Annotated in this window: 25 protein-coding genes and 1 pseudogene; 11 read left to right on the top strand and 15 right to left on the bottom strand. The window is 68.9% G+C overall.

Annotated features, from left to right (window positions below):
* Window positions 1–6: 6 nt before the first annotated feature.
* The 4 genes from ABD357_RS22905 to ABD357_RS22890 form a co-directional block, all read right to left on the bottom strand.
* Window positions 7–2,385, bottom strand: a complete 2,379-nt coding sequence (locus tag ABD357_RS22905) for a putative bifunctional diguanylate cyclase/phosphodiesterase (protein WP_344392512.1) — start codon at window positions 2,383–2,385, stop codon at window positions 7–9.
* A gap of 258 nt (window positions 2,386–2,643) precedes the next feature.
* The gene (gene ligA, locus ABD357_RS22900) at window positions 2,644–4,851 is read right to left on the bottom strand and encodes an NAD-dependent DNA ligase LigA (RefSeq protein WP_344392511.1); all 2,208 of its coding nucleotides are present in this window, start codon (window positions 4,849–4,851) and stop codon (window positions 2,644–2,646) included.
* Between the two features lie 15 nt (window positions 4,852–4,866).
* Window positions 4,867–5,886, bottom strand: a complete 1,020-nt coding sequence (locus ABD357_RS22895) for a methionine synthase (protein ID WP_344392510.1) — start codon at window positions 5,884–5,886, stop codon at window positions 4,867–4,869.
* Between the two features lie 43 nt (window positions 5,887–5,929).
* The gene (locus ABD357_RS22890; protein WP_344392508.1) at window positions 5,930–6,628 is read right to left on the bottom strand and encodes an SDR family oxidoreductase; all 699 of its coding nucleotides are present in this window, start codon (window positions 6,626–6,628) and stop codon (window positions 5,930–5,932) included.
* A 163-nt stretch (window positions 6,629–6,791) separates the two neighbouring features.
* Between ABD357_RS22890 and ABD357_RS22885 the strand changes: the two genes are divergently transcribed.
* Genes ABD357_RS22885 through ABD357_RS22860 form a run of 6 tightly spaced genes read left to right on the top strand, consistent with a single transcriptional unit; the run spans window position 6,792 to window position 11,644 of the window.
* Window positions 6,792–7,811, top strand: coding sequence for a radical SAM protein (locus ABD357_RS22885; RefSeq protein ID WP_344392507.1), 1,020 nt, complete (start codon window positions 6,792–6,794; stop codon window positions 7,809–7,811).
* Window position 7,812: 1 nt separating this feature from the next.
* Window positions 7,813–8,454: a thymidylate synthase gene (locus tag ABD357_RS22880; protein ID WP_344392506.1), complete on the top strand. Its 642-nt coding sequence runs from the start codon at window positions 7,813–7,815 to the stop codon at window positions 8,452–8,454.
* Window positions 8,451–9,353, top strand: coding sequence for a hypothetical protein (locus tag ABD357_RS22875; RefSeq protein WP_344392505.1), 903 nt, complete (start codon window positions 8,451–8,453; stop codon window positions 9,351–9,353). Before ABD357_RS22880 ends, ABD357_RS22875 begins: the two co-directional genes overlap by 4 nt.
* A gap of 53 nt (window positions 9,354–9,406) precedes the next feature.
* Complete coding sequence (locus ABD357_RS22870; RefSeq protein WP_344392504.1) at window positions 9,407–9,802, top strand: hypothetical protein; 396 nt, start codon at window positions 9,407–9,409, stop codon at window positions 9,800–9,802.
* Window positions 9,799–10,455: a type 2 periplasmic-binding domain-containing protein gene (locus ABD357_RS22865; RefSeq protein WP_344392502.1), complete on the top strand. Its 657-nt coding sequence runs from the start codon at window positions 9,799–9,801 to the stop codon at window positions 10,453–10,455. The genes ABD357_RS22870 and ABD357_RS22865 overlap by 4 nt, the downstream gene beginning before the upstream one ends.
* Window positions 10,456–10,465: 10 nt before the next feature.
* Entirely contained in the window at window positions 10,466–11,644 is a 1,179-nt protein-coding gene (locus ABD357_RS22860; protein ID WP_344392501.1) for a hypothetical protein, read from the top strand.
* Here the strand turns inward: ABD357_RS22860 and ABD357_RS22855 are convergent.
* Window positions 11,593–12,078, bottom strand: a complete 486-nt coding sequence (locus tag ABD357_RS22855; protein ID WP_344392500.1) for an NUDIX hydrolase — start codon at window positions 12,076–12,078, stop codon at window positions 11,593–11,595. The genes ABD357_RS22860 and ABD357_RS22855 overlap by 52 nt on opposite strands.
* Before the next feature lie 54 nt (window positions 12,079–12,132).
* Window positions 12,133–12,930 (bottom strand): class I SAM-dependent methyltransferase, encoded by a 798-nt coding sequence (locus tag ABD357_RS22850; RefSeq protein WP_344392498.1) that lies wholly within the window; start codon window positions 12,928–12,930, stop codon window positions 12,133–12,135.
* Window positions 12,931–13,018: 88 nt separating this feature from the next.
* Here ABD357_RS22850 and ABD357_RS22845 point away from each other — a divergent pair, with 88 nt between their 5' ends.
* Complete coding sequence (locus ABD357_RS22845) at window positions 13,019–13,342, top strand: DUF427 domain-containing protein (RefSeq protein WP_344392497.1); 324 nt, start codon at window positions 13,019–13,021, stop codon at window positions 13,340–13,342.
* A gap of 4 nt (window positions 13,343–13,346) precedes the next feature.
* Here the strand turns inward: ABD357_RS22845 and mnmA are convergent, their stop codons facing one another.
* The gene (mnmA, locus tag ABD357_RS22840; protein ID WP_344392495.1) at window positions 13,347–14,477 is read right to left on the bottom strand and encodes a tRNA 2-thiouridine(34) synthase MnmA; all 1,131 of its coding nucleotides are present in this window, start codon (window positions 14,475–14,477) and stop codon (window positions 13,347–13,349) included.
* A 60-nt stretch (window positions 14,478–14,537) separates the two neighbouring features.
* On the opposite strand from mnmA, the gene ABD357_RS22835 reads away from it, so the two are divergent.
* Complete coding sequence (locus ABD357_RS22835; RefSeq protein ID WP_344392494.1) at window positions 14,538–15,218, top strand: N-acetylmuramoyl-L-alanine amidase; 681 nt, start codon at window positions 14,538–14,540, stop codon at window positions 15,216–15,218.
* A 24-nt stretch (window positions 15,219–15,242) separates the two neighbouring features.
* Here ABD357_RS22835 and ABD357_RS22830 read toward each other — a convergent pair whose 3' ends face one another.
* The 3 genes from ABD357_RS22830 to ABD357_RS22820 are packed head-to-tail and all read right to left on the bottom strand — an operon-like array spanning window position 15,243 to window position 17,008.
* On the bottom strand, window positions 15,243–16,412 hold the full coding sequence (locus ABD357_RS22830; protein ID WP_344392493.1) for a cysteine desulfurase family protein: 1,170 nt from the start codon (window positions 16,410–16,412) through the stop codon (window positions 15,243–15,245).
* 52 nt (window positions 16,413–16,464) lie between these two features.
* Window positions 16,465–16,743, bottom strand: a complete 279-nt coding sequence (locus tag ABD357_RS22825; RefSeq protein ID WP_344392492.1) for a DUF4190 domain-containing protein — start codon at window positions 16,741–16,743, stop codon at window positions 16,465–16,467.
* Between the two features lie 31 nt (window positions 16,744–16,774).
* Entirely contained in the window at window positions 16,775–17,008 is a 234-nt protein-coding gene (locus ABD357_RS22820; protein WP_344392641.1) for a hypothetical protein, read from the bottom strand.
* A gap of 65 nt (window positions 17,009–17,073) precedes the next feature.
* Between ABD357_RS22820 and ABD357_RS22815 the strand changes: the two genes are divergently transcribed.
* The gene (locus ABD357_RS22815) at window positions 17,074–17,685 is read left to right on the top strand and encodes a TetR family transcriptional regulator (protein ID WP_344392491.1); all 612 of its coding nucleotides are present in this window, start codon (window positions 17,074–17,076) and stop codon (window positions 17,683–17,685) included.
* Window positions 17,686–17,786: 101 nt separating this feature from the next.
* On the opposite strand, the gene ABD357_RS22810 is transcribed toward ABD357_RS22815, so the two are convergent.
* Window positions 17,787–18,644, bottom strand: a complete 858-nt coding sequence (locus ABD357_RS22810) for a thioesterase family protein (protein ID WP_344392490.1) — start codon at window positions 18,642–18,644, stop codon at window positions 17,787–17,789.
* Between the two features lie 564 nt (window positions 18,645–19,208).
* Between ABD357_RS22810 and ABD357_RS22805 the strand changes: the two genes are divergently transcribed.
* Window positions 19,209–20,036: a class I SAM-dependent methyltransferase gene (locus ABD357_RS22805; RefSeq protein ID WP_344392489.1), complete on the top strand. Its 828-nt coding sequence runs from the start codon at window positions 19,209–19,211 to the stop codon at window positions 20,034–20,036.
* 51 nt (window positions 20,037–20,087) lie between these two features.
* On the opposite strand, the gene ABD357_RS22800 is transcribed toward ABD357_RS22805, so the two are convergent.
* The 4 genes and pseudogenes from ABD357_RS22800 to ABD357_RS22790 form a co-directional block, all read right to left on the bottom strand.
* Window positions 20,088–20,600 (bottom strand): AfsR/SARP family transcriptional regulator, encoded by a 513-nt coding sequence (locus tag ABD357_RS22800; RefSeq protein ID WP_344392487.1) that lies wholly within the window; start codon window positions 20,598–20,600, stop codon window positions 20,088–20,090.
* A gap of 9 nt (window positions 20,601–20,609) precedes the next feature.
* Window positions 20,610–20,903 (bottom strand): annotated as a pseudogene (locus tag ABD357_RS44790) (AfsR/SARP family transcriptional regulator); the annotation flags it as partial.
* A gap of 550 nt (window positions 20,904–21,453) precedes the next feature.
* On the bottom strand, window positions 21,454–21,627 hold the full coding sequence (locus ABD357_RS22795; protein ID WP_344392485.1) for a hypothetical protein: 174 nt from the start codon (window positions 21,625–21,627) through the stop codon (window positions 21,454–21,456).
* Window positions 21,628–21,724: 97 nt separating this feature from the next.
* Complete coding sequence (locus ABD357_RS22790) at window positions 21,725–21,982, bottom strand: hypothetical protein (RefSeq protein WP_344392484.1); 258 nt, start codon at window positions 21,980–21,982, stop codon at window positions 21,725–21,727.
* Here ABD357_RS22790 and ABD357_RS22785 point away from each other — a divergent pair.
* Window positions 21,969–22,352, top strand: coding sequence for a transposase (locus tag ABD357_RS22785; protein ID WP_344392483.1), 384 nt, complete (start codon window positions 21,969–21,971; stop codon window positions 22,350–22,352). The two genes, ABD357_RS22790 and ABD357_RS22785, sit on opposite strands and share 14 nt — an antisense overlap.
* Window positions 22,353–22,469: the final 117 nt, after the last annotated feature.

The raw sequence follows: 22,469 nt of genomic DNA, 5'->3' as shown, positions 1-22,469 counted from the left end.
GTGGCCCTAAACGACCCGCCCCGGATCATCCGCCGCAGCGGCGGGCAGCGCGGCCCGAGGCCGCTGCCACCCCCTGGACCCACGGGCCCGGAGCCACGCGGTGGTCTCCTCCGCGGGCATCGCCGCGGCGACCAGCCACCCCTGAACCGCGTCGCATCCGAGGTCCCGGAGCCGCTCCCACGTCTCGTCGTCCTCCACCCCTTCGGCGACGACGAGAAGCCCCAGCGAGTGAGCGAGATCGACGGTGCAGCGGACGATCTCGGCGTCCTCCGTGTCGACGGCCAGCCGAGCCACGAAGGACCGGTCGATCTTCAGCTCGCTCACGGGCAGCCGACGCAGGTGCACCAACGAGGAGTACCCGGTCCCGAAGTCGTCGAGCGACATCTTCACGCCGTGTCCGGTCAGTGCGGCCAGCGTGGCAGCGGCCCGATGCGGATCCTCGAGCAGCACATGCTCGGTGATCTCCAACTGCAGGGCCCCCGCCGGCACTCCATGCCGCGCGAGCCGTGCGGCAACCGACCCCGCGAACCCCGGCGTATGCACATCCCGCGGCGACACGTTCACGGCCACCGGCACATAAAGCCCCTGGGCCCGCCACCGGGCCACCTGCCCGAGCGCCGTCTCCAGCACATACTCCGTGAGATGCGGCATCAGCCCGGACGATTCGGCGATCGCTATGAACTCGTCCGGCGGCACCTTCCCCCGCTCGGGATGCACCCACCGTACGAGCGCCTCGAGCCCGGCCACCTGCCCGTCGAAGCGGACCTTCGGCTGGTAGTGCAACTCGACGTCCCCGGAATCCAGAGCCCGGCGCAGATCCCCCAACAGGCCCAGCCGGTCCGGGGTGTTGGAGTCCCGCTTAGACTCGTACACCTCCACTCCCGTACGGTCCCGCTTCGCCTGGTACATCGCGACATCCGCCCGCCGCAGCAGCCCCTCCGCGTCCAGCGCGTGGTCGGGGAAGACGGCGAGCCCGGCGCTGGCCTCCAGCACGAGCGTCAGCCCGTCGAGATCCAGCGGCGAACCGAGCGCGGCGACGAGGTTACGAGCCACCCGCGTCGCGGACGTCGTCGAGTCGGCTACGGGCAGCAGTACGGCGAACTCGTCACCACCGAGCCGCGCGGCCTCCGCCCCGCGCGGCAACGCCAGCCGCAACCGATCCGCGATCTGCAACAGCAGCCGGTCCCCTGCAAGATGCCCCAGCGTGTCATTCACGGACCGGAAACGATCCAGGTCGATCAGCATCAGTGCGGAACGCGCACCGATCCGCTCGGCGTCCTCGAGCGCCGTCCAGGTGCGTTCGAGGAGCCACTGACGGTTGGGCAGCCCGGTGAGCGGGTCGCGCAGTTGTTCCTCGGCCCGGGCGCGGGCAATCCACAGACTGAAGTCGAGCGCGATGAGCGGGATCGAGAAGAGTGGCAGCAGTACGGGAAGGGACATCGCGACGACGCAGATCAGCGGGGCGATGCCGAGCAGCGCCACGGCCACGAGCCCGTGTCTGACCAGGGCCGTACGGGCGATGGTCGGCACACCGGCACGGGGCGCATGGAGGTACCACAGGAGCGCGCGCGTCACAGCGAGGTACGCGACTGCCACCAACGCCACCTCGGGCGCGGTGTAGACGGTCCAGCTCTCCGGGTTCCAGGGCTCCTCCACGGACGGGACCCGGCCGAACACGGCCAGCACCAGCGCACCGCCGCCGATGCCGAGAATGTCCACCGCGCCTTGCAGCACGCCCTGCCGCCAGCGGTGACGGCGGGCTATGCCGACGAGCACGACGACGGTGAGGCTGACCATTCCCGCGGGCACCCAGCCGTACAGCAGCAGGACGGCGAGCGTGAGGGCCGCGCCGGAGCCCGTGCCGCCCCACCAGCGGGCGCGGCCGAGCGCCACCAGATGACCGACGATGATGCCCACCAGCACGGCAAGGGACCAGCCGGCGGAGCCGGACGGAAAGAGCGCCTGGTGCCCGGCGAATCCCCGGAAGAAGCCCGCGCCCAGCACGAACCCGGCCGCCGCGACGACGGCCGTGGGCAGTGTGGGCCAGTACGTCTGCCGCTCGGATTCACGGCCGGGCAGCCCGTGCCCGGCGCCGGCGCTTCCATGGCTGGGCATTCCTGGCCCGGAATCCGCGCTCTCCCGGCCCGGCATCCCAAGCCCGGGGCGGGTGCCGGGGATCCCGAGCCCCGAGCCGGGGCTCATCCGGCCCTGCCCGTGCCCGTGTCCGCGCGGGTCCGTGCCCGGCGCTTGCCCTTCCACCACATTGCGCTGCCCGCCCACGGCCCGCTGTCCGGCGGCACTCAGGGACGCCCCCCATCTCCGCATGCCGGTCACCCAGCGCGGGCGCAGCCGTGAGTCCGGAGCGGCGCTCTCGGTCGGTTCCATTCCCGTCCCTCTCACAGCCGGCGGTGCCCACGCCACGCGGCCCGATGCCCGACACACCCTCAACGGCACCGCGTCTGAAAACTCTTCCCCCGCTCTTGACGAGCGGGAGATGCCCCAACCGCAGCTGGGCACGGCAGGCGCACATCTCAACAGTAGGCCGCAGAAGGCTTCTACGGGCACCGGTCGTCTACGGTTGCCCGAATGCGACCAGGCCACCCGCATGCATCTGGTATGCGCCGAACGGGTGGCCTTCAATCCCTACTCCTCGACCGGAAGCGCGACTTCAGCGGCTGCTTCCGGCCCTTGTTCGAGCAGAACGGCAAAGCCGTCCTCGTTCAGAACAGGCACTTTGAGCTGCATTGCCTTGTCGTACTTCGATCCAGGATTGTCACCTACGACCACGAAAGACGTCTTCTTCGAAACCGATCCGGTCACTTTCGCGCCCCGGCTCTGGAGTTCCTCTTTCGCGCCGTCCCGTGTGTGGTGTTCGAGCGTTCCGGTGACGACGACGGTGAGCCCTTCGAGCGGGCGTGGCCCCTCATCCTCGCCCGAACTCTCTTCCGCCATCCGAACTCCTGCCGCCCGCCACTTGCGCAGGATTTCCTGGTGCCAGTCCACCGCGAACCACTCTTTCAGGGACGCCGCGATGATCGGGCCGACGCCCTCGGTGGCGGCCAACTCTTCCTCGGTGGCCTGCTCGATTCGGTCGATCGAGCGGAGCTCGCGCGCCAGTGCCTCGGCCGCGACCGGACCGACATGACGGATCGACAGCCCGGTGAGCACCCGGGCGAGCGGGCGGCTCTTGGCGGCGGCGATGTTGTCCAGCATGGCCAGCGCGTTCTTCTTGGGCTCGCCCTGCTGGTTGGCGAAGACCGTGGCGATCTTCTCCTCACCGGTTTTCGGGTCCCGCTTCGGCAAGCCGCTGTCCTGGTCGAGGACGTACGCCTTGATGGGCAGCAACTGCTCGATGGTGAGGTCGAAGAGATCGCCCTCGTCCTTCAGCGGCGGCTCGGCCGGCTCCAGAGGCTTGGTCAGCGCCGCGGCGGCGACGTAGCCGAAGTTCTCGATGTCCAGCGCCTTGCGTCCCGCCAGGTAGAAGAGGCGCTCGCGCAACTGGGCCGGGCACGTACGTGCGTTGGGGCAGCGCAGGTCGACGTCGCCCTCCTTCATCGGCCGCAGCGGTGTACCGCACTCGGGGCACTCGGCGGGCATCACGAACTCCCGTTCGCTGCCGTCGCGCAGATCGGCGACCGGGCCGAGGATCTCCGGGATGACGTCACCGGCCTTGCGCAGCACCACCGTGTCGCCGATGAGGACGCCCTTGGCCTTGACCACGTCCTGGTTGTGCAGTGTCGCGAACTCGACCTCGGAGCCCGCCACGGTGACCGGCTCCACCTGCGCATACGGCGTGACGCGGCCCGTGCGGCCCACGCCCACACGGATGTTGACCAGCTTGGTGTTGACCTCCTCCGGCGCGTACTTCCACGCGATCGCCCAGCGCGGTGCGCGCGAGGTCGAGCCGAGGCGGCCCTGGAGGGGGATCTCGTCGAGCTTCACGACGACGCCGTCGATCTCGTGCTGCACGGAGTGGCGGTTTTCTCCGTAGTACGCGATGAACTCCCGTACGCCGTCGAGGTCGTCGACCACCTTGCTGTACGGGGTCGTCGGCAGGCCCCATTCGCGCAGCAGGCCGTAGGCCTCCGAGAGCCGGTCGAGTCCGTCGAAGCCCTCTCTCGCGCCGATGCCGTGCACCACCATGTGCAGAGGGCGGGTGGCGCTGACGCGGGGGTCCTTCTGGCGCAGTGAACCCGCCGCGGCGTTGCGCGGGTTGGCGAAGGGCTTGTCTCCGGACTCCACCAGGCGGGCGTTGAGCTCCTGGAACTTCTCCATCGGGAAGTAGACCTCGCCGCGGATCTCCACGAGGTCGGGGATGCGGTCGCCCCTCAGGCGGTCGGGGATCTCCGCGATCGTCCGCACATTCGGTGTGATGTCCTCCCCGGTGCGGCCGTCGCCGCGGGTTGCCGCCCGGGTGAGGCGGCCGTGCTCATAGGTGAGGTTGACCGCGAGGCCGTCGACCTTCAGCTCGCACAGGAAGTGGTGGTCGGAGGTGCCGACCTCCTTCGCGACGCGGTCGGCCCAGGCCGCCAGCTCCGCGTCGTCGAAGGCGTTGTCCAGCGACAGCATGCGCTCGCGGTGCTGAACCGCCGTGAAGTCCGTCTCGTACGCCCCCGCGACCTTCTGGGTCGGGGAGTCGGGGGTGCGCAGCTCGGGATACTCGTCCTCGAGGGCCTCCAGGGTGCGCAGAAGCCGGTCGAATTCCGCGTCGCTGATGACCGGCGCGTCCTTCACGTAGTACCGGAAGCGGTGCTCCTCGATCTGCTCAGCGATGTGCGCGTGCTTCTCCCGTGCCTCGGCGGGCACGGGCCCCGCAGTCGAGCCAGTCTGTGCGTCCTTGTCGCCGGCCACCGTGTCGTCCTCCCGTTACTCTGGGTTGTCCGCGAGGGATCTCGCCGCCTGGACGCAGTGGGCGAGCGCCCGGCGTGCGTACTCGGGCGAAGCACCCGCGAGTCCGCATGTCGGAGTGACCGTGACCGACTCCGCGAGAAGCCCCGGATTCAGCCCCAGCCTGCGCCACAGCGTCCTGACACCCATGACGCTACCGGCAGGGTCTGACAATGGGCCGTCCGTGCCCGGCACGATGCCCGCGAACAGCTTCGTGCCCCCTTCCACTGCTTCCCCGATCACGTCGTCGTCACGCTCGGTGAGAAGACCGAAGTCGAAGGAGATCGCGGTGGCTCCCGCCCGCCGCAGCAGGGCGAACGGGACGTCGGGGGCGCAGGTGTGCACGACCACGGGCCCGCCGTCGTGCACACCTGCGACGTCCCGCAGCGTGCTCTCGGCGATCTGACGGTCCACGGACCGGTGGGTGCGGTAGCCGCTCGCGGTCTTCACCTGGCCGCGCAGGACGGCGACGAGCGAGGGCTCGTCGAGTTGCAGCACGATCTCGGCGCCGGGCACCCGACGTCGTACGTCGTCGAGGTGGGTGCGCAGGCCCTCGGCGAGCGATCCGGCGAGATCCCGGCAGGCACCGGCGTCGGAAAGCGCCGCCTGGCCGTTCTTCAGCTCCAGCGCCGACGCGAGCGTCCAGGGCCCCACCGCCTGCACCTTCAGCGGCCCCTCGTACCCCTGCGTGAATTCCTCCAGCGCGTCGAGGTCCTGACGGAGCCAGGCCCTGGCCCGCCGGGTGTCCCGCCCCGGCCGGTCCCCGATCCGCCACCCGCTGGGCTCCACCCGCGCGTACAACTCGACCAGCATCCCGGCGGTCCGCCCGATCATGTCTGCCCCGGGCCCTCGTGCAGGCAGTTCCGCCAGGTACGGCATCCCCGTCACCGGACCCTCAAACGTGCCGGTCACGGTCTTGGCGGCCTCCCGGGCGTCCTCGCCCGGCATCGACCCGACCCCGGTCGCGGGACCGGGCTTGAACACGCTGTTTTCGCTCACCCAGGAAGCGTACGGAATCCGTACGGAATCGTCGTGGCGCGGTTCAGCGCCCCGGCCGCACCGTCAGGTCGTGGACCTCCGCGTCCCGGGGCAGGTCCAGGGCCATGAGGATCGTCGTCGCCACCGACTCGGGGTCGATCCACTTCGAGGGGTCGTACTCCTTGCCCTCCTGCTGGTGGACCTTGGCCTGCATGGGGCTTGCGGTACGGCCCGGGTAGACCGAGGTGACGCGGACGCCGTTCACGTGCTCCTCGTGGCGCAGGGAGTCGGCGAGGGCCTTCAGACCGTGCTTGGAGGCGGCGTACGCGGACCATTCGCGGCCGGCGTTGAGGCCGGAGCCGGAGTTGACGAAGATCACATGCCCCTGGGCGGCGCGGAGTTGGGGCAGGAAGTGCCGGGTCAGCTCGGCGGGCGCGATCAGGTTGACGTTCAGCTGGTGGCGCCAGGTCTTGGGAGTCAGCTCGCCGACCGGGCCGAGGTCGATGACACCCGCGATGTGCATGAGCGAGTCGACCCGGTCGGGCAACGTCTGGTGCGAGAACGCCCAGGACAGCCGGTCCGGATCCGCGAGGTCGCCGACCAGGGTCTTCGCCCCCGGGAACTCTGCGGCCAACTCCTTTGCGCGGCCCGCGTCGCGCGCGTGCAGCACGAGCTCGTCCCCGCGCGCGTGAAGTCGGCGGGCGACTGCCGCGCCGATGCCGGAACCGGCCCCGGTGATCACATGTGTAGCCATGGGCCCCATGCTCGCACCCGCCCCCCGGCACGTCGCTCGACGAGGTGCCCGGCAACCGCGGCCCGCGGTCGGTCCCTCCAGCAGCACCTCGCCCCGTATACGCATACAACCCGACCGGCTACCATGCGTCATGACGCGCTTACCGGACACATGGCCGCAAGGGGGAGTGGTGGTGGCCGAAATCAGCGCACGTGGGGAAAAGGCCGCGCTGGCCGCGGTGCGAAAAGCGCACGAGATCGTGCACGCCGGCCGGGGGCAGCACCGAATCACCGATCTCACGAAAACTTCGTTCGAAGACGTGCGCAGTTCTTATTTCCGCTTGTTCGTACCAGTCAAATCCGAACGGATGCGCCTTCCCACTTCCTTGCCGGAGTTTTCTGAGTTCCGGCATCATGCGGCTTTATCGGACAGCCCGGTGACCGCCGCCGCTACACTGGGCGGGCACTGGAGCGAGCACAATCTGGCGGCAATCACACATGTCGCCGCATGCAATTTCCGCTGTTCCTACTGCTACGTCGACTACCGGCTGCTGGCGGGGGACCATGCGCGCAGGACGACCGCCGGGGAGATCGTGACCAACTTCGTCGACATCCGGCGGCGCCTCGCCGAGGATGGGCAGTGGCTGTCCATTCTCCGGGTGAGCGGCGGTGAGCCCCTGCTCGCCCCGGACTTGATCACCGAGGTCCATCAGGAGCTGGACAGGCGTGGCCTGCTCGACTCGTGCATGGTGAAGGTGGAGAGCAACCTCAGCGCACTGCCCTACAGCTACGGACGTCTGGACCGGAACTCCCGGGCGGCGCTGCGCGACGTGTCCCCGCAGATCACCCTGCATGCCACCCTGCACGCCAAACCGGGCGAGCGGGACTGGCCACTCGTCCGGCAAGGGCTCGCGCTGGCCGTCGACCTGGGCATGGATGTCTACCCGGCCATCGGTGGCGCCGACTGGACCATGGCCGACATGCGGGCCCTGTTCGACGCACTGCAGTCAGTGGCGCGCGGACTCGTGCACCGTTTGGCCGTCCGGCCCTTCAACCTCTCCTATGCCGAACGGCACGGCCGGCGTCCCGCCCTGAAGGAGGCAGCCGGCCGCCCGCCGTCGCTGAGCGCCTCAGCGGCCTGGGAGGTACTGCTCCAAGAGCGGACCGGCGACTTCTATCTCGCCCGTCCCCGCCATGTGATCGGGCTGCGCTGACATGTTGACGGGCCGGTCCCTGAGCGGGCGCACCCTTGCCGAGGCGTGGGAGGCGGGACTTGAGCTGTTCCGTTCCCCCGATCACCTGTACCGCCATGACAGCGAGCGGGGCGTGGCGTTCGAAGTGCCCGGCCTCACCCTCTTCGTCGAGTCGGCCGACGACCTGGCGCTGCCCGCCCGCTACGCCTATCCCTCCCTGGTGACCGAGTACGCGGAAAGGGTGTTCGGCGCGGAGCGCGAGACGTCGCTCCTCCACCGACGTATGCACGCCTGGCCCACCCGGGAAGGCGCGACCCTCGATCAGATCGCCCAGGCCACGGCACTGCTGCGATCCAGTCCCGACACCCGGGCTGCCGCCTTCTCCCTGTGGCAGCCCGAGTCGGAGTACGCGTCCGACTTCCCGGTGTCCCCCGTCTCCGGCTGTTTCCGCGTCATCGACGAGGCGGTCCATCTGCTGCTGGTCGCACGCAGCGTGGACTACTGGATCGGCGCGGTCCCTGAACTCGTCGTCTTCGCACGGCTCTTACAGAAGGTGGCCGACGACCTCCGCCGACGACCCGGCGGGCTGGTCTACCACGCGTGGAGCGCCCATGTGTACGAGGACGACTGCCTGGTCCACCTCATGGCGGACGGTGCGCCATGAGGCTGTTGCTCCAGCGCAGCCTGCTCATCGACGACATGACCCTCGAACGAGTCATGCAGGCCGTGCTCTTCTACGCCGACACCGTGACCGTACGGGCCACCGCCACGATCCCGGAGACCTCGAAGGTGACGTACCGCCGACTCAACGAACTGATCGACATGGGGGCGGTGCGGACCTGGGCTCATGAGTACGAACTCGCTCGCGGCGGACGGATCCGTGTGGGAGACCGCCGGACGGTGATCACAGGGGACCCGCACCATGTGATCCCCATGGAGATCACGAGAACGCTGCGGCTCAGGATCGACGAGGAGCTCACGGAGAACCGCGACCTTCCCTACAGTCCCGGTACGGGCCTGCGCGAAGGGGTGAGCGAGATTGTCCAGCTCCGGCACTCGATGTCCACGTTCCGGCTGGCGGACATTCTGGATGCCGGCGGATTACTCGCCGGGGGCCGGGAGCGGTCGCCGATCATTCGCTCCGTAGAACGGACGACGGTTCCCGTGGATCCCCGGGAAGCTGTCGTCCGTGAGGTCGTCGGCCGGTGCTCCTTCGGGGAACTGTGTGATCTGCCGCTGTCGGCGGTGGAGGACTGCCGACGTGCGATGCCCCGGTTCAGCAACCTGCTCGCACAAAGGCTCTCGGCCGACGGGACGTCCGGCCACGATCTGTCCCCAGCCGAACTGGCAGGCATGATCGTCGCCGAGTACCGCAAGGTGCGCCCCTCGGCCCGTCCGTCCCGTAACTCGCCGGTCGAGGGCGCGGCCTGGGACGTGGTGGGGGCCGTGCTGCCCCACGCCGTGGTCGTCAGAACCATGGGACGGCAGATCGAATGGTTCAGGTACCGCGGGATCGCCCGCCCCTTCATGCTGCTGGGAAAGCTTCAGCACTACACCAACTGAATCACCTACTACACCATCTCAATTACCTACCGTCCCAGGACAGGAGAATCTTTGTGGATCGTCTGACCGGAATCTCGACCGTCACCATCTGCAGCAGCTCGAAGTTCTATCCGGCCGCCAAGAGTCTGGCCAAGGAATTGGAGCGCCAGGGAATCCAGGTCCACACACCTCGATTCGACTTCGACGAGGAATTCGTCGAAGTGGGCCTGGACGAAAAAATGGAGTTGACCCGGGAATTTCTCGACAAAATCCGCCGTTCTGATGCCGTCTACGTCATCGACAAGCAGGGGTACACCGGACGCAGCGTCTGCATCGAGGTCGGGTACGCCTCGGCGCTGGGCCGGACCGTCGTCCTCGCCGAGCCGGCCGAGGAGGGTGCCGTGCGCGCGCTGACCGACGCGGTGGTTCCGATCGACGTCTTTCCCCAACACCTCGCCGCCGCGTTGTGACCCGGCGTCTGCGCATCGTGGCTCCCTCGGACACCAGTCGTCTGTACCCCGTCGTCGCCGATGTCCTGGCGCACGCACTGGTGTCCGAGCCCGCCACGGCATCGAAGCGGCGCAGCCTCGTCCGGCAGCTGACGACCGGGGACGTCCTGATCAACTGCCGGGGGACGGACGCCCCGCTCCTGGTGGCCCGCGGCCTGGCCGACATCGGCCTGACGGGGTATGACATGGCAGTGGAAGCCGTTCTCGCCACCGGCCAGGACCTGGAGATCCGCTCGCTCGCCCCGGCTCGGGCCTCCTTCGTGTGCTACGCCACGGTCCCCGGGCGCACTTCGATCCGGCGCCTCTACACCGAGTATCCGCACACCGCGGCACGATGGGCTCGCGGCACCCGGGGGCTGCATGACGTGGAGGTGATACCTCTGCACGGGTCGCTCGAAGGCCTCGCCCGCGAGGACCCGGACGCGGCGGCCTTCGTCCTCGTGACGACAGGCGAAACTCTTGAGGCCAACGGTCTGCTCGAGAAGACCCCCCTCATCGCCACCGACCTGTGCCTCGTGCGACGCCGCGACGACAGCGCCGAGTTCGACGGGCTGGCCATGAACAGCCTGCCGCTGCTCGCCCTGCCGCACTTCTGCGCGGAAACGGCGCGGTGACGGTGACGTCATGCGGTTCGTCAGACGCGTGCACGGCGTCAGGACACCGCCGGTGCGCGCTCTTCACATGGGGCGCAGACAGGCCGGGCTGCACCTCCACCGGTTCGACGAGCTGGTGCAGGCCCCGTCGCTCAGCGCCGTGCTCGGACAGCCGGAAGCCGCACCCGCGCGCGCCGTGGTGCGGCGCGCGGCCGTCCACGCAAGCGTCATCGCCCTGCACCGCGAGGCGCTGCAACAGCTCGCGAACTGGCTGGTCCTCCCGCTCGGCGCGGGCGGCATCCTGCTGGTGACCGACGCATTGCTCGGCCGGTGGGAGCCACAGGTACCGGCTTCGCGTCTCGCCGCCGTCGCCGGGGGCTGCCTTCTGCTCAACCTACTGCTGCTGGTCTGGGCGGTCGTGGCCGACCGGGTCGGCATCCACGCGGCGGGAGCCGGCGCAGCCGCGGTCGTCGGCGCAGTGGGCCTGGTAGCCACCGACTCAGAGCCTCCCGCAGCGGTGCGGGTCGCTCTCGTCTTCAGCATGGTGCCGGCGGCCGCCTACCTGGCCACACTTCCACTGGTCGTCATCGCCTACACGGTCGCGATCCGGCTGTCCTGGCTGATCGACCCGCGGGCGCGCATCATCCTGGGCCTGTTGCAGTGCCTCCACCAGACCGCAGCGAGCGCGGCCTGGTTGCAGGACGGGCTGCGCAGGAAGCAGGTGCTCGGCAGTCTGGAGCGGTTGTCGCGCATCGCCCAGCGTGACCTGCCGAAACTGCTGCCCTCGGCGTCGTCCGACCCGCAGACCCGCCTCGACCTCCGCGACCAGGCGTACGCCATAGCGGCGCGGCTGAGGGAGTGCAAGCAGCGGGTTGTACTGCCCTCGGCCCGGACGCACACGGAACTGCCCCTCGAACTGGCCCTGTTGTTCCTCCATGCCTGTTGCCAGGAGTGGCAGGAGATGGGCGGCCCTCGTCCGCAATCTCGGGCGCCCGGGCGGCTGGCCCGGATCTCACGGCGGGTCGGCGCCGCCCTGCTGCTGGCGGTCGCTGCCTTCGCGATCCCCGCCGTGTTCCACAACTCACTGCCGGGGGACGCGTCCCGCTATGTACGCGACGTCCTGATCGTGTCAGCGGTCCTCGCCCTCGTTCCGCTGCCTCAAGACGTGGTCACCCGCATCCCGGACACCTTCGCGGGAGCGCTGAGGTAGCGCTGCCGGTAGATCCGGTAGACATACGCGGTGTCTCCGCTGAGCAGGCCGTCGTCCAGCCAGGCGTCGACCTCGCCCGGCGCGGCCCATCCCGACCGCAGCCATTCCGCGTCGTTGTTCGGCAACGACGTACGCTCCGTCACCAGCTCGTGGACGTGCATGGCGTGCACCACGGAACCATCGCGGTACGTGGCGTCGAAGAGGCGTACGGGCCTGGCGCGCAGGGTCGTCTCCTCATACAACTCCCGTTCCGCTGCCGAAGCGATGGTCTCCCCTTGCTCTACCTTTCCCCCGGCGCCGAGCCCGTAGCCACCCGGGAACAGGGCGCGGTCGAAGCGGCGCTGGTGATAGAAGAAGCGGCCCAGGCCGTCGAGGATGAAGACCACGGCCACGGCGCGTGGCACCAGGTTTCGATCTGCATTGGACGCGTGCACGTCGTCATGCTAGCGATGCGCCTGCGCTCGCCGGGTGCACTCCGGATGAGTTCGCTACGGGGCAACGCCGACATCGGACATCGCGGTCACGCGGAGCTTCGACTGACGGTGCGGCAGCTTCTCCCAGTCATCCATGAACTGGGCCGAGAGGCCGTGTTTCGCGGCCAGTTGGACCAGCGTGTCGGTGCGGTAGTAGAAGTCCTCGTGCAGCACCTGGTGTTCTCTGCCCTCGGTCCGGTCGAAGGTGAAGTCGAAGAAACCGCCGGGCGCGAGTACGCGGCCCATGTGGGCGAGACACTGCTCGATGACGTCCGGCGGCGAATGCGAGAACACACTGTGCGCGTGCACCACGTCGAAGGACGCGTCGGGCAGGAAGGCGAAGGTCAGATCGTCCGTGAGCGTCAGATGGGGCAGCTTGGCCTGGAGGCCTTCCCGTACGACGGTGTCCTGGGCCGCGATCAGGATGTCCGGCGAGATGTCGATCCCGTAGTAGTGGCCGCTCTCCAGGTAGTCGATGAACAGCCGCCCGGCGCGCAGGTTCCCGCAGCCGATCTCCAGCATCCTGTGCTCCGGCTTCAGCCCGTGCCGAACCAGGTAGTCGAACTGCATCCGCCCGATCTGTGCCCACCTCTCGCGCGACGGATTGTGGCCCACCGCCGCCTCCGTACTGCGCGCGGCGTCGGAGGCCATCACGGCCCGGTAGTACGCGATGTGGTCGCGGTATCGGAGCCGCAGCCAGGCGTCACGCGCGGCCCGGCGGGCGTACGGGGGCACCTTGTCGGGGTGCCTCAGCGCGTAAGTCACTTGATGCGCAAGGCTCTTGCGGTAGCGGGTCAGTCGCGTGGATCCCATAGGGACTCCCGATCGGGACGATGTCAGGGAAGAATCCGCCAGCAGCGTGCGCTGCACCCGGTGAGACCGCAATCCGAGGAGCCGGAACGTGACCGCAGGCCACCGCATCACCATCGAAAAGGGCACCCAGCACGTACGCGTACTGCACGACGGGCAGGTACTCGCGGAGAGCACACGCCCGCTGCTGCTGCGCGAAACAGGCTTGCCCGTACGCTACTACCTGCCCGTGGAGGACGTACGCACTGAATTGCTGACGCCCTCGGACACTCACACCCACTGCCCGTTCAAGGGTGACGCGTCCTACTGGTCGCTGCCCGGCGCCCCCGACCTCGTCTGGACCTACCCGGACCCGAAGCCGGAGGTCGCGGAGATCAAGAACCACGTGTGCTTCTACGAAGTGGAAGTCATCTGACCGACTAGGCCACCGCAGTCGTCGCCCGCACCGTAGTAGCGATCGTCGCCGAGCCCACCACTCGCGTGCCGTCGTACAGGACGATCGCCTGGCCGGGGGCGACGCCGCGGACGGGCTCGGTGAAGGTGACCTCCAGGGAGTCGTCGACGAGTTCGGCCGTGACCGTCGTCTCACCTCCGTGTGCGCGGAGCTGGGCCGTGTAGGTGCCGGGGCCGGTGGGGGCCGCGCCGCACCAGCGGGGCTTGATGGCCGTCAGGGCGCGGACGTCCAGGGAGGCCGCGGGGCCGACCGTCACCGTGTTGTTCACCGGTGAGATGTCGAGGACGTAGCGCGGCTTGCCGTCGGGGGCGGGTGTGCCGATGCGGAGCCCCTTGCGCTGGCCGATCGTGAAGCCGTACGCGCCCTCGTGGGTGCCCAGCTTGTCACCCGACTCGTCGACGATGTCGCCCTCCGACCTGCCCAGCCGGTTCGCCAGGAAGCCCTGGGTGTCGCCGTCGGCGATGAAGCAGATGTCGTGCGAGTCCGGCTTCTTGGCGACGGCCAGTCCCCGGCGCTCGGCCTCCGCGCGGATCTCGTCCTTCGTCGTGACCGTGTCGCCGAGCGGGAAGAGGGCGTGCGCCAGCTGGCGGTCGTCGAGAACTCCGAGGACGTACGACTGGTCCTTGGCCATGTCGGAGGCGCGGTGCAGCTCGCGCGTGCCGTCGTCGTTCACGATCACCTTGGCGTAGTGGCCGGTGCAGACGGCGTCGAAGCCGAGGGCGAGGGCCTTGTCGAGCAGGGCCGCGAACTTGATCTTCTCGTTGCAGCGCAGGCAGGGGTTCGGGGTGCGTCCGGCCTCGTACTCGGCGACGAAGTCCTCGACCACGTCCTCGCGGAAACGCTCGGCGAGGTCCCATACGTAGAAGGGGATGCCGATCACGTCCGCGGCGCGGCGGGCGTCGCGCGAGTCCTCGATGGTGCAACAGCCGCGCGCGCCCGTGCGGAACGATTGAGGGTTCGCCGAGAGGGCGAGGTGGACACCGGTCACGTCGTGCCCGGCTTCCGCGGCGCGGGCGGCGGCGACGGCGGAGTCCACGCCGCCGGACATGGCGGCCAGTACGCGGAGGGGGCGGGGGCGCTGCGAGATCTGAGTCATAACCCTTCAAGGGTAAGGGGCCGCGGGAACCGGAGCCCGCGAGTATCCGTTGGAGATCACATGGGCGAGACGAACAGCCATAGGGCCCAAGGGGCAGGGGACGCGGACCGGCGTATCGGGCGCCGGGCGCTGCTGATCGGCGGCACGGCGGCCGCCGCGGGCACCGCCGCTCTCGCGTGGGACGAGATGTCCCGCATGTGGTGGCGCATGCCCGGCATGGAGAAGCCGAGAAAGATGGGCGAGGTCGACTTCCAGGGCGCCGGCTGGGTGGCGGCCTCGTCGGCGAACCTGCGGACGGCAGACCGTCCCGACGACTACGGCATAGACCGCGTGATCATCCACGTCACCCAGGGCAGCTTCGACAGCGCGGTGAAGGTCTTCCAGGACCCCCGGCACGGCGCCGCGACCCACTACATAGTCCGCAAGGACGGCTACGTCGCCCAGATGATCCGCGAGCTGGACGTGGCCTTCCACGCCGGCAACCGCGACTACAACGAACGCAGCATCGGCATAGAGCACGAGGGCTTCGTGGACAAGCCGGAGGACTTCACGGACGCGATGTACGAGGCCTCGGCCCGCGTCACGGCACGGGTCTGCGCGCGCTACAAGATCCCGGTCGACCGCAAGCACATCATCGGCCACGTCGAAGTGCCGGGCACGGACCACACGGATCCGGGGCCGGGCTGGGACTGGGACCGGTACATACCGCTCGTACGACAGGCTCGTACGGCCAAGGCGTAGGCGTGGCCACGGCGCTGCTGGGCCTCAGCTGAGCCCAGCCGTCCGTGCCCTCTCCACCGCCGGGCCGATCGCCTTGGCCACCGCTTCGACGTCCGCCTCCGTGGAGGTGTGGCCGAGGGAGAAGCGGAGGGTGCCGCGGGCCAGGTCCGGGTCGGTGCCCGTGGCGAGGAGGACATGGCTGGGCTGGGCCACACCCGCCGTGCACGCCGAGCCCGTGGAGCACTCGATGCCCTGGGCGTCCAGCAGCAGCAGCAGAGAGTCGCCTTCGCAGCCGGGGAACGTGAAGTGGGCGTTCGCGGGCAGCCGCCCCTCGCCGGCCGGGTCGCCGCCGAGGATGGCGTCGGGGACGGCCTTGCGCACGGCGTCGACCAGGTCGTCCCGCAGCGCCCCGATCTCGCGGGCGAACCACTCGCGCTGCTCGGCGGCGGTCCGGCCGGCGACGGCGAACGCGGCGACGGCGGGCACGTCCAGGGTCCCGGAGCGGACGTGACGCTCCTGGCCGCCGCCGTGCAGGACGGGTACGGGACTGTACTCGCGGCCGAGGAGCAGAGCGCCGATGCCGTACGGGCCGCCGATCTTGTGGCCGGAGACGGACATCGCCGCGAGCCCGGAGGCGGCGAAGTCGACGGGGAGCTGGCCGAAGGCCTGGACGGCGTCGGCATGCAGAGGGATGTCGAACTCGGCGGCGACGTCGGCCAGTTTGCGGACCGGCAGCACCGTGCCGATCTCGTTGTTCGCCCACATGATCGTGGCGAGGGCCACGTCGTCGGGGTTGCGGGCGATGGCCTCGCGCAGGGCTTCGGGGTGGACGCGGCCGTACGGGTCGACCGGGAGGTACTCGACCGTGGCGCCCTCGTGTTCGCCGAGCCAGTGCACGGCGTCGAGGACGGCGTGATGCTCGACGGGGCTGGCGAGGACCCGGGTGCGGGACGGGTCGGCGTCGCGGCGGGACCAGTACAGGCCCTTCACGGCGAGGTTGTCGGCCTCGGTGCCGCCGGAGGTGAAGACCACCTCGCTGGGGCGTGCGCCGAGGGCTGCCGCCAGGGTTTCGCGGGCTTCCTCGACGGTTCGCCGCGCGCGGCGGCCGGCTGCGTGCAGGGAGGAGGCGTTGCCCGTTGCGCTCAGCTGGGCGGTCATTGCCTCGACCGCCTCCGGGAGCATGGGGGTGGTCGCGGCGTGGTCGAGGTATGCCATGGTGGGCCCAATTCTAGAGCCCGCTGTGGTGTGACTCCGTTGGGCCGGTCCGTCAGCTGCCGAGGCTCCACGACAACGTGTTGTCCGCCGACATCAAGGCCGCCAGGACCAGGAGGTCGGCGATGCCGAGGCCGAGGCCCAGATAGGCGCGGCCGGGGCGGGTGGTGTTGCGGTAGAGGGCCACCGAGGCCAGGGCTATGGCGATGGGGCCCAGGAAGATGTTGAAGACCAGAAGGCCCACAAGGCCGAGGATGAAGGACGCCACGGCCATGCCGTCCGCGTCGCGACGGACGGCGTTACGGCGCTGGGGCGCGGCGGTGGTCAGCTGCATGAGTCTGCTCCCAACAGGCTTAGGGACGTGGTCAGTTGGTGTTCTCGCGGCGGCGTGAGTGACGCTCGCGGGCCGCGAACACGGCCAGCCAGACGCCGATGACCGCGGCGGCGACGAGGGTGAAGGAGAGCGGCGCGTGGGCCACGGTGCCCAGGACGACGCCCAGCAGCAGGAGTGCCGCGACGAGGAACAGCATGAGATGCCTCTCGTGGTGTCGTGGGTCGTATTCGTTGATCAGTGAACGCTTGTAGTTACACTTGTTCACTGACTTGCCAGTCTAGCGCGTTCATGACTTTTCAAATCACAGAGAACAGTTGTTAACTGCATGGCATGAGTCACACGCTCGGCGTCCGGCAGGCCCAGAAACAGAGGACGAGGCAGGCGTTCCTGGACGCCGCGCTGGGCCTGCTGGAGGAGCAGAGCCTCAGCAGTCTGGGGTTGCGCGAGGTCACCAGGGCCGTGGGCGTCGCCCCGACCGCCTTCTACCGGCACTTCCCCTCGACGGCGGATCTCGGGGTGGCCCTGGTCGAGGAGGCGCTGGGCAGCCTGCACGTGGTGATCGCCGGCACGGTGTCAGCGGCCGGCGACGAACGTATCGAGCGCGCCGTCGCGCTGATCGCCCGTCACGTGCGCGAGTACCCCGCACACATCCGCTTTATCGCCCGCGAACGCAACGGCGGGGTTCAGAAGGTCCGTGCCGCGATAGCCGAGCAACTCGCCCGGTTCACCGACGAGGTGAGGACCGCACTGGCCCAGCACCCGGAGTCGGCCGGCTGGAGCGACGACGACCTGCTGATGCTGGCGGGCCTGTACGTCGACCAGATGCTGATGACCGCCTCCAACCTCCTGGACGCGTCCCCCGAGGAGCAGGAGCAGGTCATCCGGGTGGCGACCCGCCGCATGCGCTTGATCGCCGTCGGCCGACAGCACTGGCTGGGGTGAGCTCCCACGCAAGGACACGCACGAAGAGTGCATACGAAGGGCGCGTACGAAGCTGTCGTACGCGCCCTTCAGTCGCCTGGGTCGCCCTGCGCCGAACAGGGTCAGAGCCTGACCCGCGCGAGCTGTCGCGACTGCGCCACCAGCCGGTCCGCGCTGTCCCAGACCTCGGCGTCCTCCTCCAGGAAACCGCCGGCGAGGTTGCGCGTGGTGATCGAGATCCGCAGCGGACCCGGCGCCGGACGGCAGCGGATGTGCACGGTCAGCTCGACGGTCGGGACCCAGCCGGACAGGCCCAGTTCGAAGGCGGTCGGCGGCAGCGCGTCGACCGCGAGGAGCAGCGAGAAGGGGTCGGCGTCCCGGCCGTCGGCGAGCCCGAACCAGGCCCGCATCTCCCCCCTGCCTGACGGCGAGCCGAGGGCCCAGCCCAGGGTGGACGGGTCGAGCTTGAGCATCAGCCGGTCGGTGATGGCGGAGCTGCCGGGGACGGGAGCGGGCGAGTCGGCGGGGCCGAAGCACTGGTCCAGCGGCGGAATCGCGGGCGGCTTCGCCGACGTCCGTACGTCGTCGGGGAGTTGGTCCAAGTCCCCGTAGGAGGCCAGGACGCGGATCCGTTCGACCTCCCTGCCTTCGTCGTCGTACTGGAAGAGGGATGCCTGGCCCGTCGACAGGGTGCGGCCGGTGCGTACGACGTCCGTGCGGACGACTGCCGGACCCGGCTCGGATGCCGTCAGGTAGTGCGCGGAGATCGTGAACGGGTCGCCGTGCGGCAGGGCGTCCGCGAGCGCGCGGCCCAGAACGGCCAGCAGGTAACCGCCGTTGACGGTGTTGATGATCGTCCAACCGGCGGAGAGGTCGATGGCGTAGACGCCGGGTCCGCGTGGGGTGAGCGCGGTGTCGCGGTCGAACTCGCTGTCGCCGATCGTGGCCCGCACGGCCGGGGCGGAGGCTGCTTCTGGCATGGCCGAACGGTACAACAAGTAGATACTAAGCGGTAGCTTTTCTCGAGTCCCGGGCACTCCTCTCTTGGTGAGGACCGCACAATTTCTCGGCGGTGAAAGCCTTGGTAGGCCCGGCCCTCGTAGTCGCCCAATCCGATGATCAGGACCGTGAGCGGAGCATCCGCGGGCAGGCCTGTGATCCAGGACCGGAAAGACGACCCCGCCTTGCCTGCGCTTCCACTGGATCAGCAGGGTGCGCCGGGGCAGAAGCCGGTCGGCGGTGGACGCGAGGATGACCCGCCGAGCGCCGCCGAGCGGTGTAGCCGATCAAGGTCCGGGAACCAACGACAGTCCCCTCGATCCCCGCCCGGTGCTTGTAGCGTTCCTGCCATTCCTCGGTGGTCTGTGGAGTCTGGCCGTCACCAGGGCCTCGTGCGTCTCACGGGGCCGGGTGCGTGGGCGCCGTCTGGTGTGCCTGAACCGGGCCCGGAACGGTTCACTTCAGCACCGAGTCAGCGGTCGCGGAGAGGATCGGCGGCAGGACGCATCACCGACGCTGGCCATCACATCGAAGAGAGGCCTCCCTTGGACACCGCCACTGACCGCGACCGCATGCAGAGCAACCAGCAAGGCTGGAACCGGCGAGCCCTGGCACACATCGACTCGTCCTACTACGACCTGGACACCTTTCGGGCCGGGAAGAGCAGTCTACGCTCGCTGGAGCTGGAGGCGCTCGGTGACGTATCCGGCAAGGACTTCCTGCACCTGCAGTGCCACATCGGGCTGAACGCCATCTCCTGGGCCCGGCGGGGCGCCAACGTCACCGCGGTGGACTTCGCCGACCAGGCCCTCGAGATAGGCCGTGACCTGGCCAAAGGCCTGAACGTGGACAACATCAACTTCGTCCACTCCAACATCTACGACCTGCCCGAGGTGCTGAAGAGCTCCTTCGACATCGTCTACACCGACTACGGCGTGCTCAACCTCCTGCCGGACCTTTCCGGCTGGGCCAAGATCATCGCTCACTTCCTCAAGCCCGGTGGCGTCTTCCACATCGTGGAGATCCACCCGATCCTCGGCGCGTTCGCGGAGGTCGACGGTGAGCTGCGGCTCCGCTCGGAGCTGTTCAAGAGCGGTGTCCGGGAGTACGAGGTCAGCCTCACCTACGGAGACGCGTACGAGGAGGCGCGGGAGATCGATCCGTACCAGCAGTACGCCTGGCCCTGGACCCTCTCCACCGTCTTCACGGCGCTGATCCAGGCGGGTCTGCAGATCGAGACGTTCACCGAGGTGCCGGTCGACTGCCGGCAGCGCCTCGCCTCCATGGTCCGCGACGAGGAGGAGGGGTTCTGGCGTCTGCCCGGCGACCCGATCCCGCTGACATGGACCCTCTCAGCACGCAAGCCGGAGTAGCCCGCGCGCCAGTGACGTAGGCCGGTCACGAGCCGTGACCGGCCTACGCGGCTATCCACAGCCGACGGCCTCGGCCACCAGCTGTTCCGCCCGCACGCCGCGCAGGAGGGCCAGCTCCAGCGAGTCGATCTGTTCGCCCGCTTCGATGCCCAGCTCGTCGACGAGCAGACGGCGTGCCACACGGCATGCGGACAGGGCCTGGGCGGTGCGCTCACAGCAGTAGAGAGCGAGTATGCGACGGCGCTGGAAGCCCTGGTGCAGCGGATCGGCGGCCACCAGCCCGGCCAGTTCGGCCAGGGCTTCGGCATGTCTGCCCATGGCCAGATCGAGGTCCAGTCGCCGTTCGAGGATCATCTGCCGGCGCTCTTGCAGCCGAGCCGACTCCGACAGGGCGAACACCCCCCCGTCCAGGCCGTCGAGAGGTGTCCCGTGCCACAGGTCGAGCGCGGCACACAGGATGCGATGGGCCTCGGCCAGGCGGCCGGCCGCCGATGCGCGCTCACTCTCGGCCACCGCCTGCTCGAAGCTGTGCACATCCACGTGGACGGGCGGAACGTTGAGCACGTATCCGTCGTGCCTCCTGTCCAGGCACTCCTCTCTCCCGGAGATCTCCGCCAACGCCCGACGGAGGGCAGATATGTGGACGTGAACCTGATTGCGGACACCGGCGGGCATATCGGCAGGCCAAAGGATGCTGACGATGCGTGAGAAGGAAACAGGCTTGTTGGACTCCAAGGCAAGTAACGCGAGCAGAAGGCGCTGCTTGCGCCGAGCCAGGGGAACCGGCAGACCTCCGGCAAAGATGCCGACTGAACCGAGAATCCGGACATAACTACGCGAAAAAGCGCCGACACCATGAGTGATCATGATCTGAAACTATACATGCACCTAGCCGCTTTTTGCTTTAAATATAACGGAATTTGGGGGCCCATATAAGTGATAACTGAAATCTCGCGACCGCATTAGGCGCCCACCTCTTTCCAGAGGGGTTCATATCGCTTCGATCCACCGCGTGATGATCGGCCTGTGGACGGAGAAATAGGAAGAGGTGCCCGCTGACCTCGGATGATGGGAGTTCCTACGCCCTCATCAGTCCCAGAAGCAAGGCACCTCGTAAGTGAGAGTCTCCCATAGCCCGGCGACGCTGTTCGCCGCGTTCGACGACCCGGACCTGATCGCGCATGCCGGGCTGGTCCCGACGATCCGACTGGCCGAGCGGTGCGCTCTGCGCCGGCCTCGTTGTTTCACAGCGGCAGTCGGTTGATCTTGCGTCCGTGATGTCGCGTTGATTCCTGTCCGGTGACGGTGCCAGTCAGGGGTGCGCGTCGGCTGACGTGTCGGATGACGCCGACTTCCACGGGCCCGGGAGCCTGCTGGTGGCCCCCCTCTCGGTGCTCGATGTGATCGTTCGTTCTGGTCAGGTGGGGTGCGGCAGAGCGAGGAGGATCTTCTGGCGCCGCCACCAGGGCAGTTGGGCCACCGCCCGGGTCAGGATGTCGATGTTCACCTCGGCGTCGTTGGCGCTGACGTTGCCCGGGTGCAGGGTCGCAGCCAGCTGTTCGCCGGTGTTGTCACAGGTGGCGACGAACACATGATGTCCGAGGAAGCCCTTGTAGGTGCCGTGGGCTCCCTCCTTCTCCGCGGTGCCGGGATCAGCGTCCCGTCGCTGTCGATCACGGTCCAGCCGGTCAGCGGCACCCCTTCGACCTCCACCCCGGGAAAACCCCGGGCCGGTCGCGGAGGAGTGCGTACACGCGACGCCGCACCGACACACGGGCCTGCTCGATCCGGGAAAGTCCCTGCTCGTCGGCCTCTTTCAGCGCCCGCCACACGGTGGAGTGAGAGGCGAGGGCGCCGAAGACCGGCCGCTGATGCTCCAGCAGCCGGATGTCGCGGATGCACACCACCGCCCGGCTCATCATCGTGCGCCGCGTGAAACGCCTCAACCCCAAGAGCGTGCCCCAGGGGCAGGCCGAGCTGTTCGGTGTCTGGCGTCACCACGTCATCTTCACCGACAGCCCGTTCGTCCTGGCCCAGGCCGAACCCATGCACCGTGAACACTCCCAGGTCGAGCAGGTCTTCGCCGACCTGGAAGACTCCGCGCTTGCCCACCTGCCGTCGGGGAAGTTCACCGCGAACGCCGCCTGGCTCACCCTCGCCGCCACCGCCTACAACCTCACTCGGGCCGCCGGCCACCTCGCCTCCGTTTTCCACGCCAGGGCACGGACCGGCACCATCCGACGCCACCTGATCCACATCCCCGCCCGGATCGCCGCCGGCGCCCGCCGCCTCACCCTCCACCTGCCCCAACACTGACGCTGGCAGGACGACTTCACCGAGCTGTGGATGGCGACCGGACAGCGCATGGTCACCTGACCTACACGACCGCCCTGCCCGCCCACGACCCGAAAGACCTCGGAGACCCCGCACCGG

Source organism: Streptomyces vastus, from assembly GCF_039532825.1.
Lineage (GTDB): Bacteria > Actinomycetota > Actinomycetes > Streptomycetales > Streptomycetaceae > Streptomyces > Streptomyces vastus.
The sequence above is the reverse complement of the archived record's forward strand: the minus strand, read 5'-3'. Positions and strand labels throughout refer to the sequence as shown.

Coding starts and splice junctions, on each gene's coding strand:
- ABD357_RS22875 (WP_344392505.1), top strand. CDS start 8,451: ATGAGGCTGTTGCTCCAGCGCAGCCTGCTCATCGACGACATGACCCTC.
- mnmA (WP_344392495.1), bottom strand. CDS start 14,477: ATGACTCAGATCTCGCAGCGCCCCCGCCCCCTCCGCGTACTGGCCGCC.
- ABD357_RS22835 (WP_344392494.1), top strand. CDS start 14,538: ATGGGCGAGACGAACAGCCATAGGGCCCAAGGGGCAGGGGACGCGGAC.
- ABD357_RS22905 (WP_344392512.1), bottom strand. CDS start 2,385: ATGGAACCGACCGAGAGCGCCGCTCCGGACTCACGGCTGCGCCCGCGC.
- ABD357_RS22860 (WP_344392501.1), top strand. CDS start 10,466: ATGCGGTTCGTCAGACGCGTGCACGGCGTCAGGACACCGCCGGTGCGC.
- ABD357_RS22850 (WP_344392498.1), bottom strand. CDS start 12,930: ATGGGATCCACGCGACTGACCCGCTACCGCAAGAGCCTTGCGCATCAA.
- ABD357_RS22825 (WP_344392492.1), bottom strand. CDS start 16,743: ATGCAGCTGACCACCGCCGCGCCCCAGCGCCGTAACGCCGTCCGTCGC.
- ABD357_RS22830 (WP_344392493.1), bottom strand. CDS start 16,412: ATGGCATACCTCGACCACGCCGCGACCACCCCCATGCTCCCGGAGGCG.
- ABD357_RS22880 (WP_344392506.1), top strand. CDS start 7,813: ATGTTGACGGGCCGGTCCCTGAGCGGGCGCACCCTTGCCGAGGCGTGG.
- ABD357_RS22890 (WP_344392508.1), bottom strand. CDS start 6,628: ATGGGGCCCATGGCTACACATGTGATCACCGGGGCCGGTTCCGGCATC.
- ABD357_RS22810 (WP_344392490.1), bottom strand. CDS start 18,644: ATGCCAGAAGCAGCCTCCGCCCCGGCCGTGCGGGCCACGATCGGCGAC.
- ABD357_RS22815 (WP_344392491.1), top strand. CDS start 17,074: ATGAGTCACACGCTCGGCGTCCGGCAGGCCCAGAAACAGAGGACGAGG.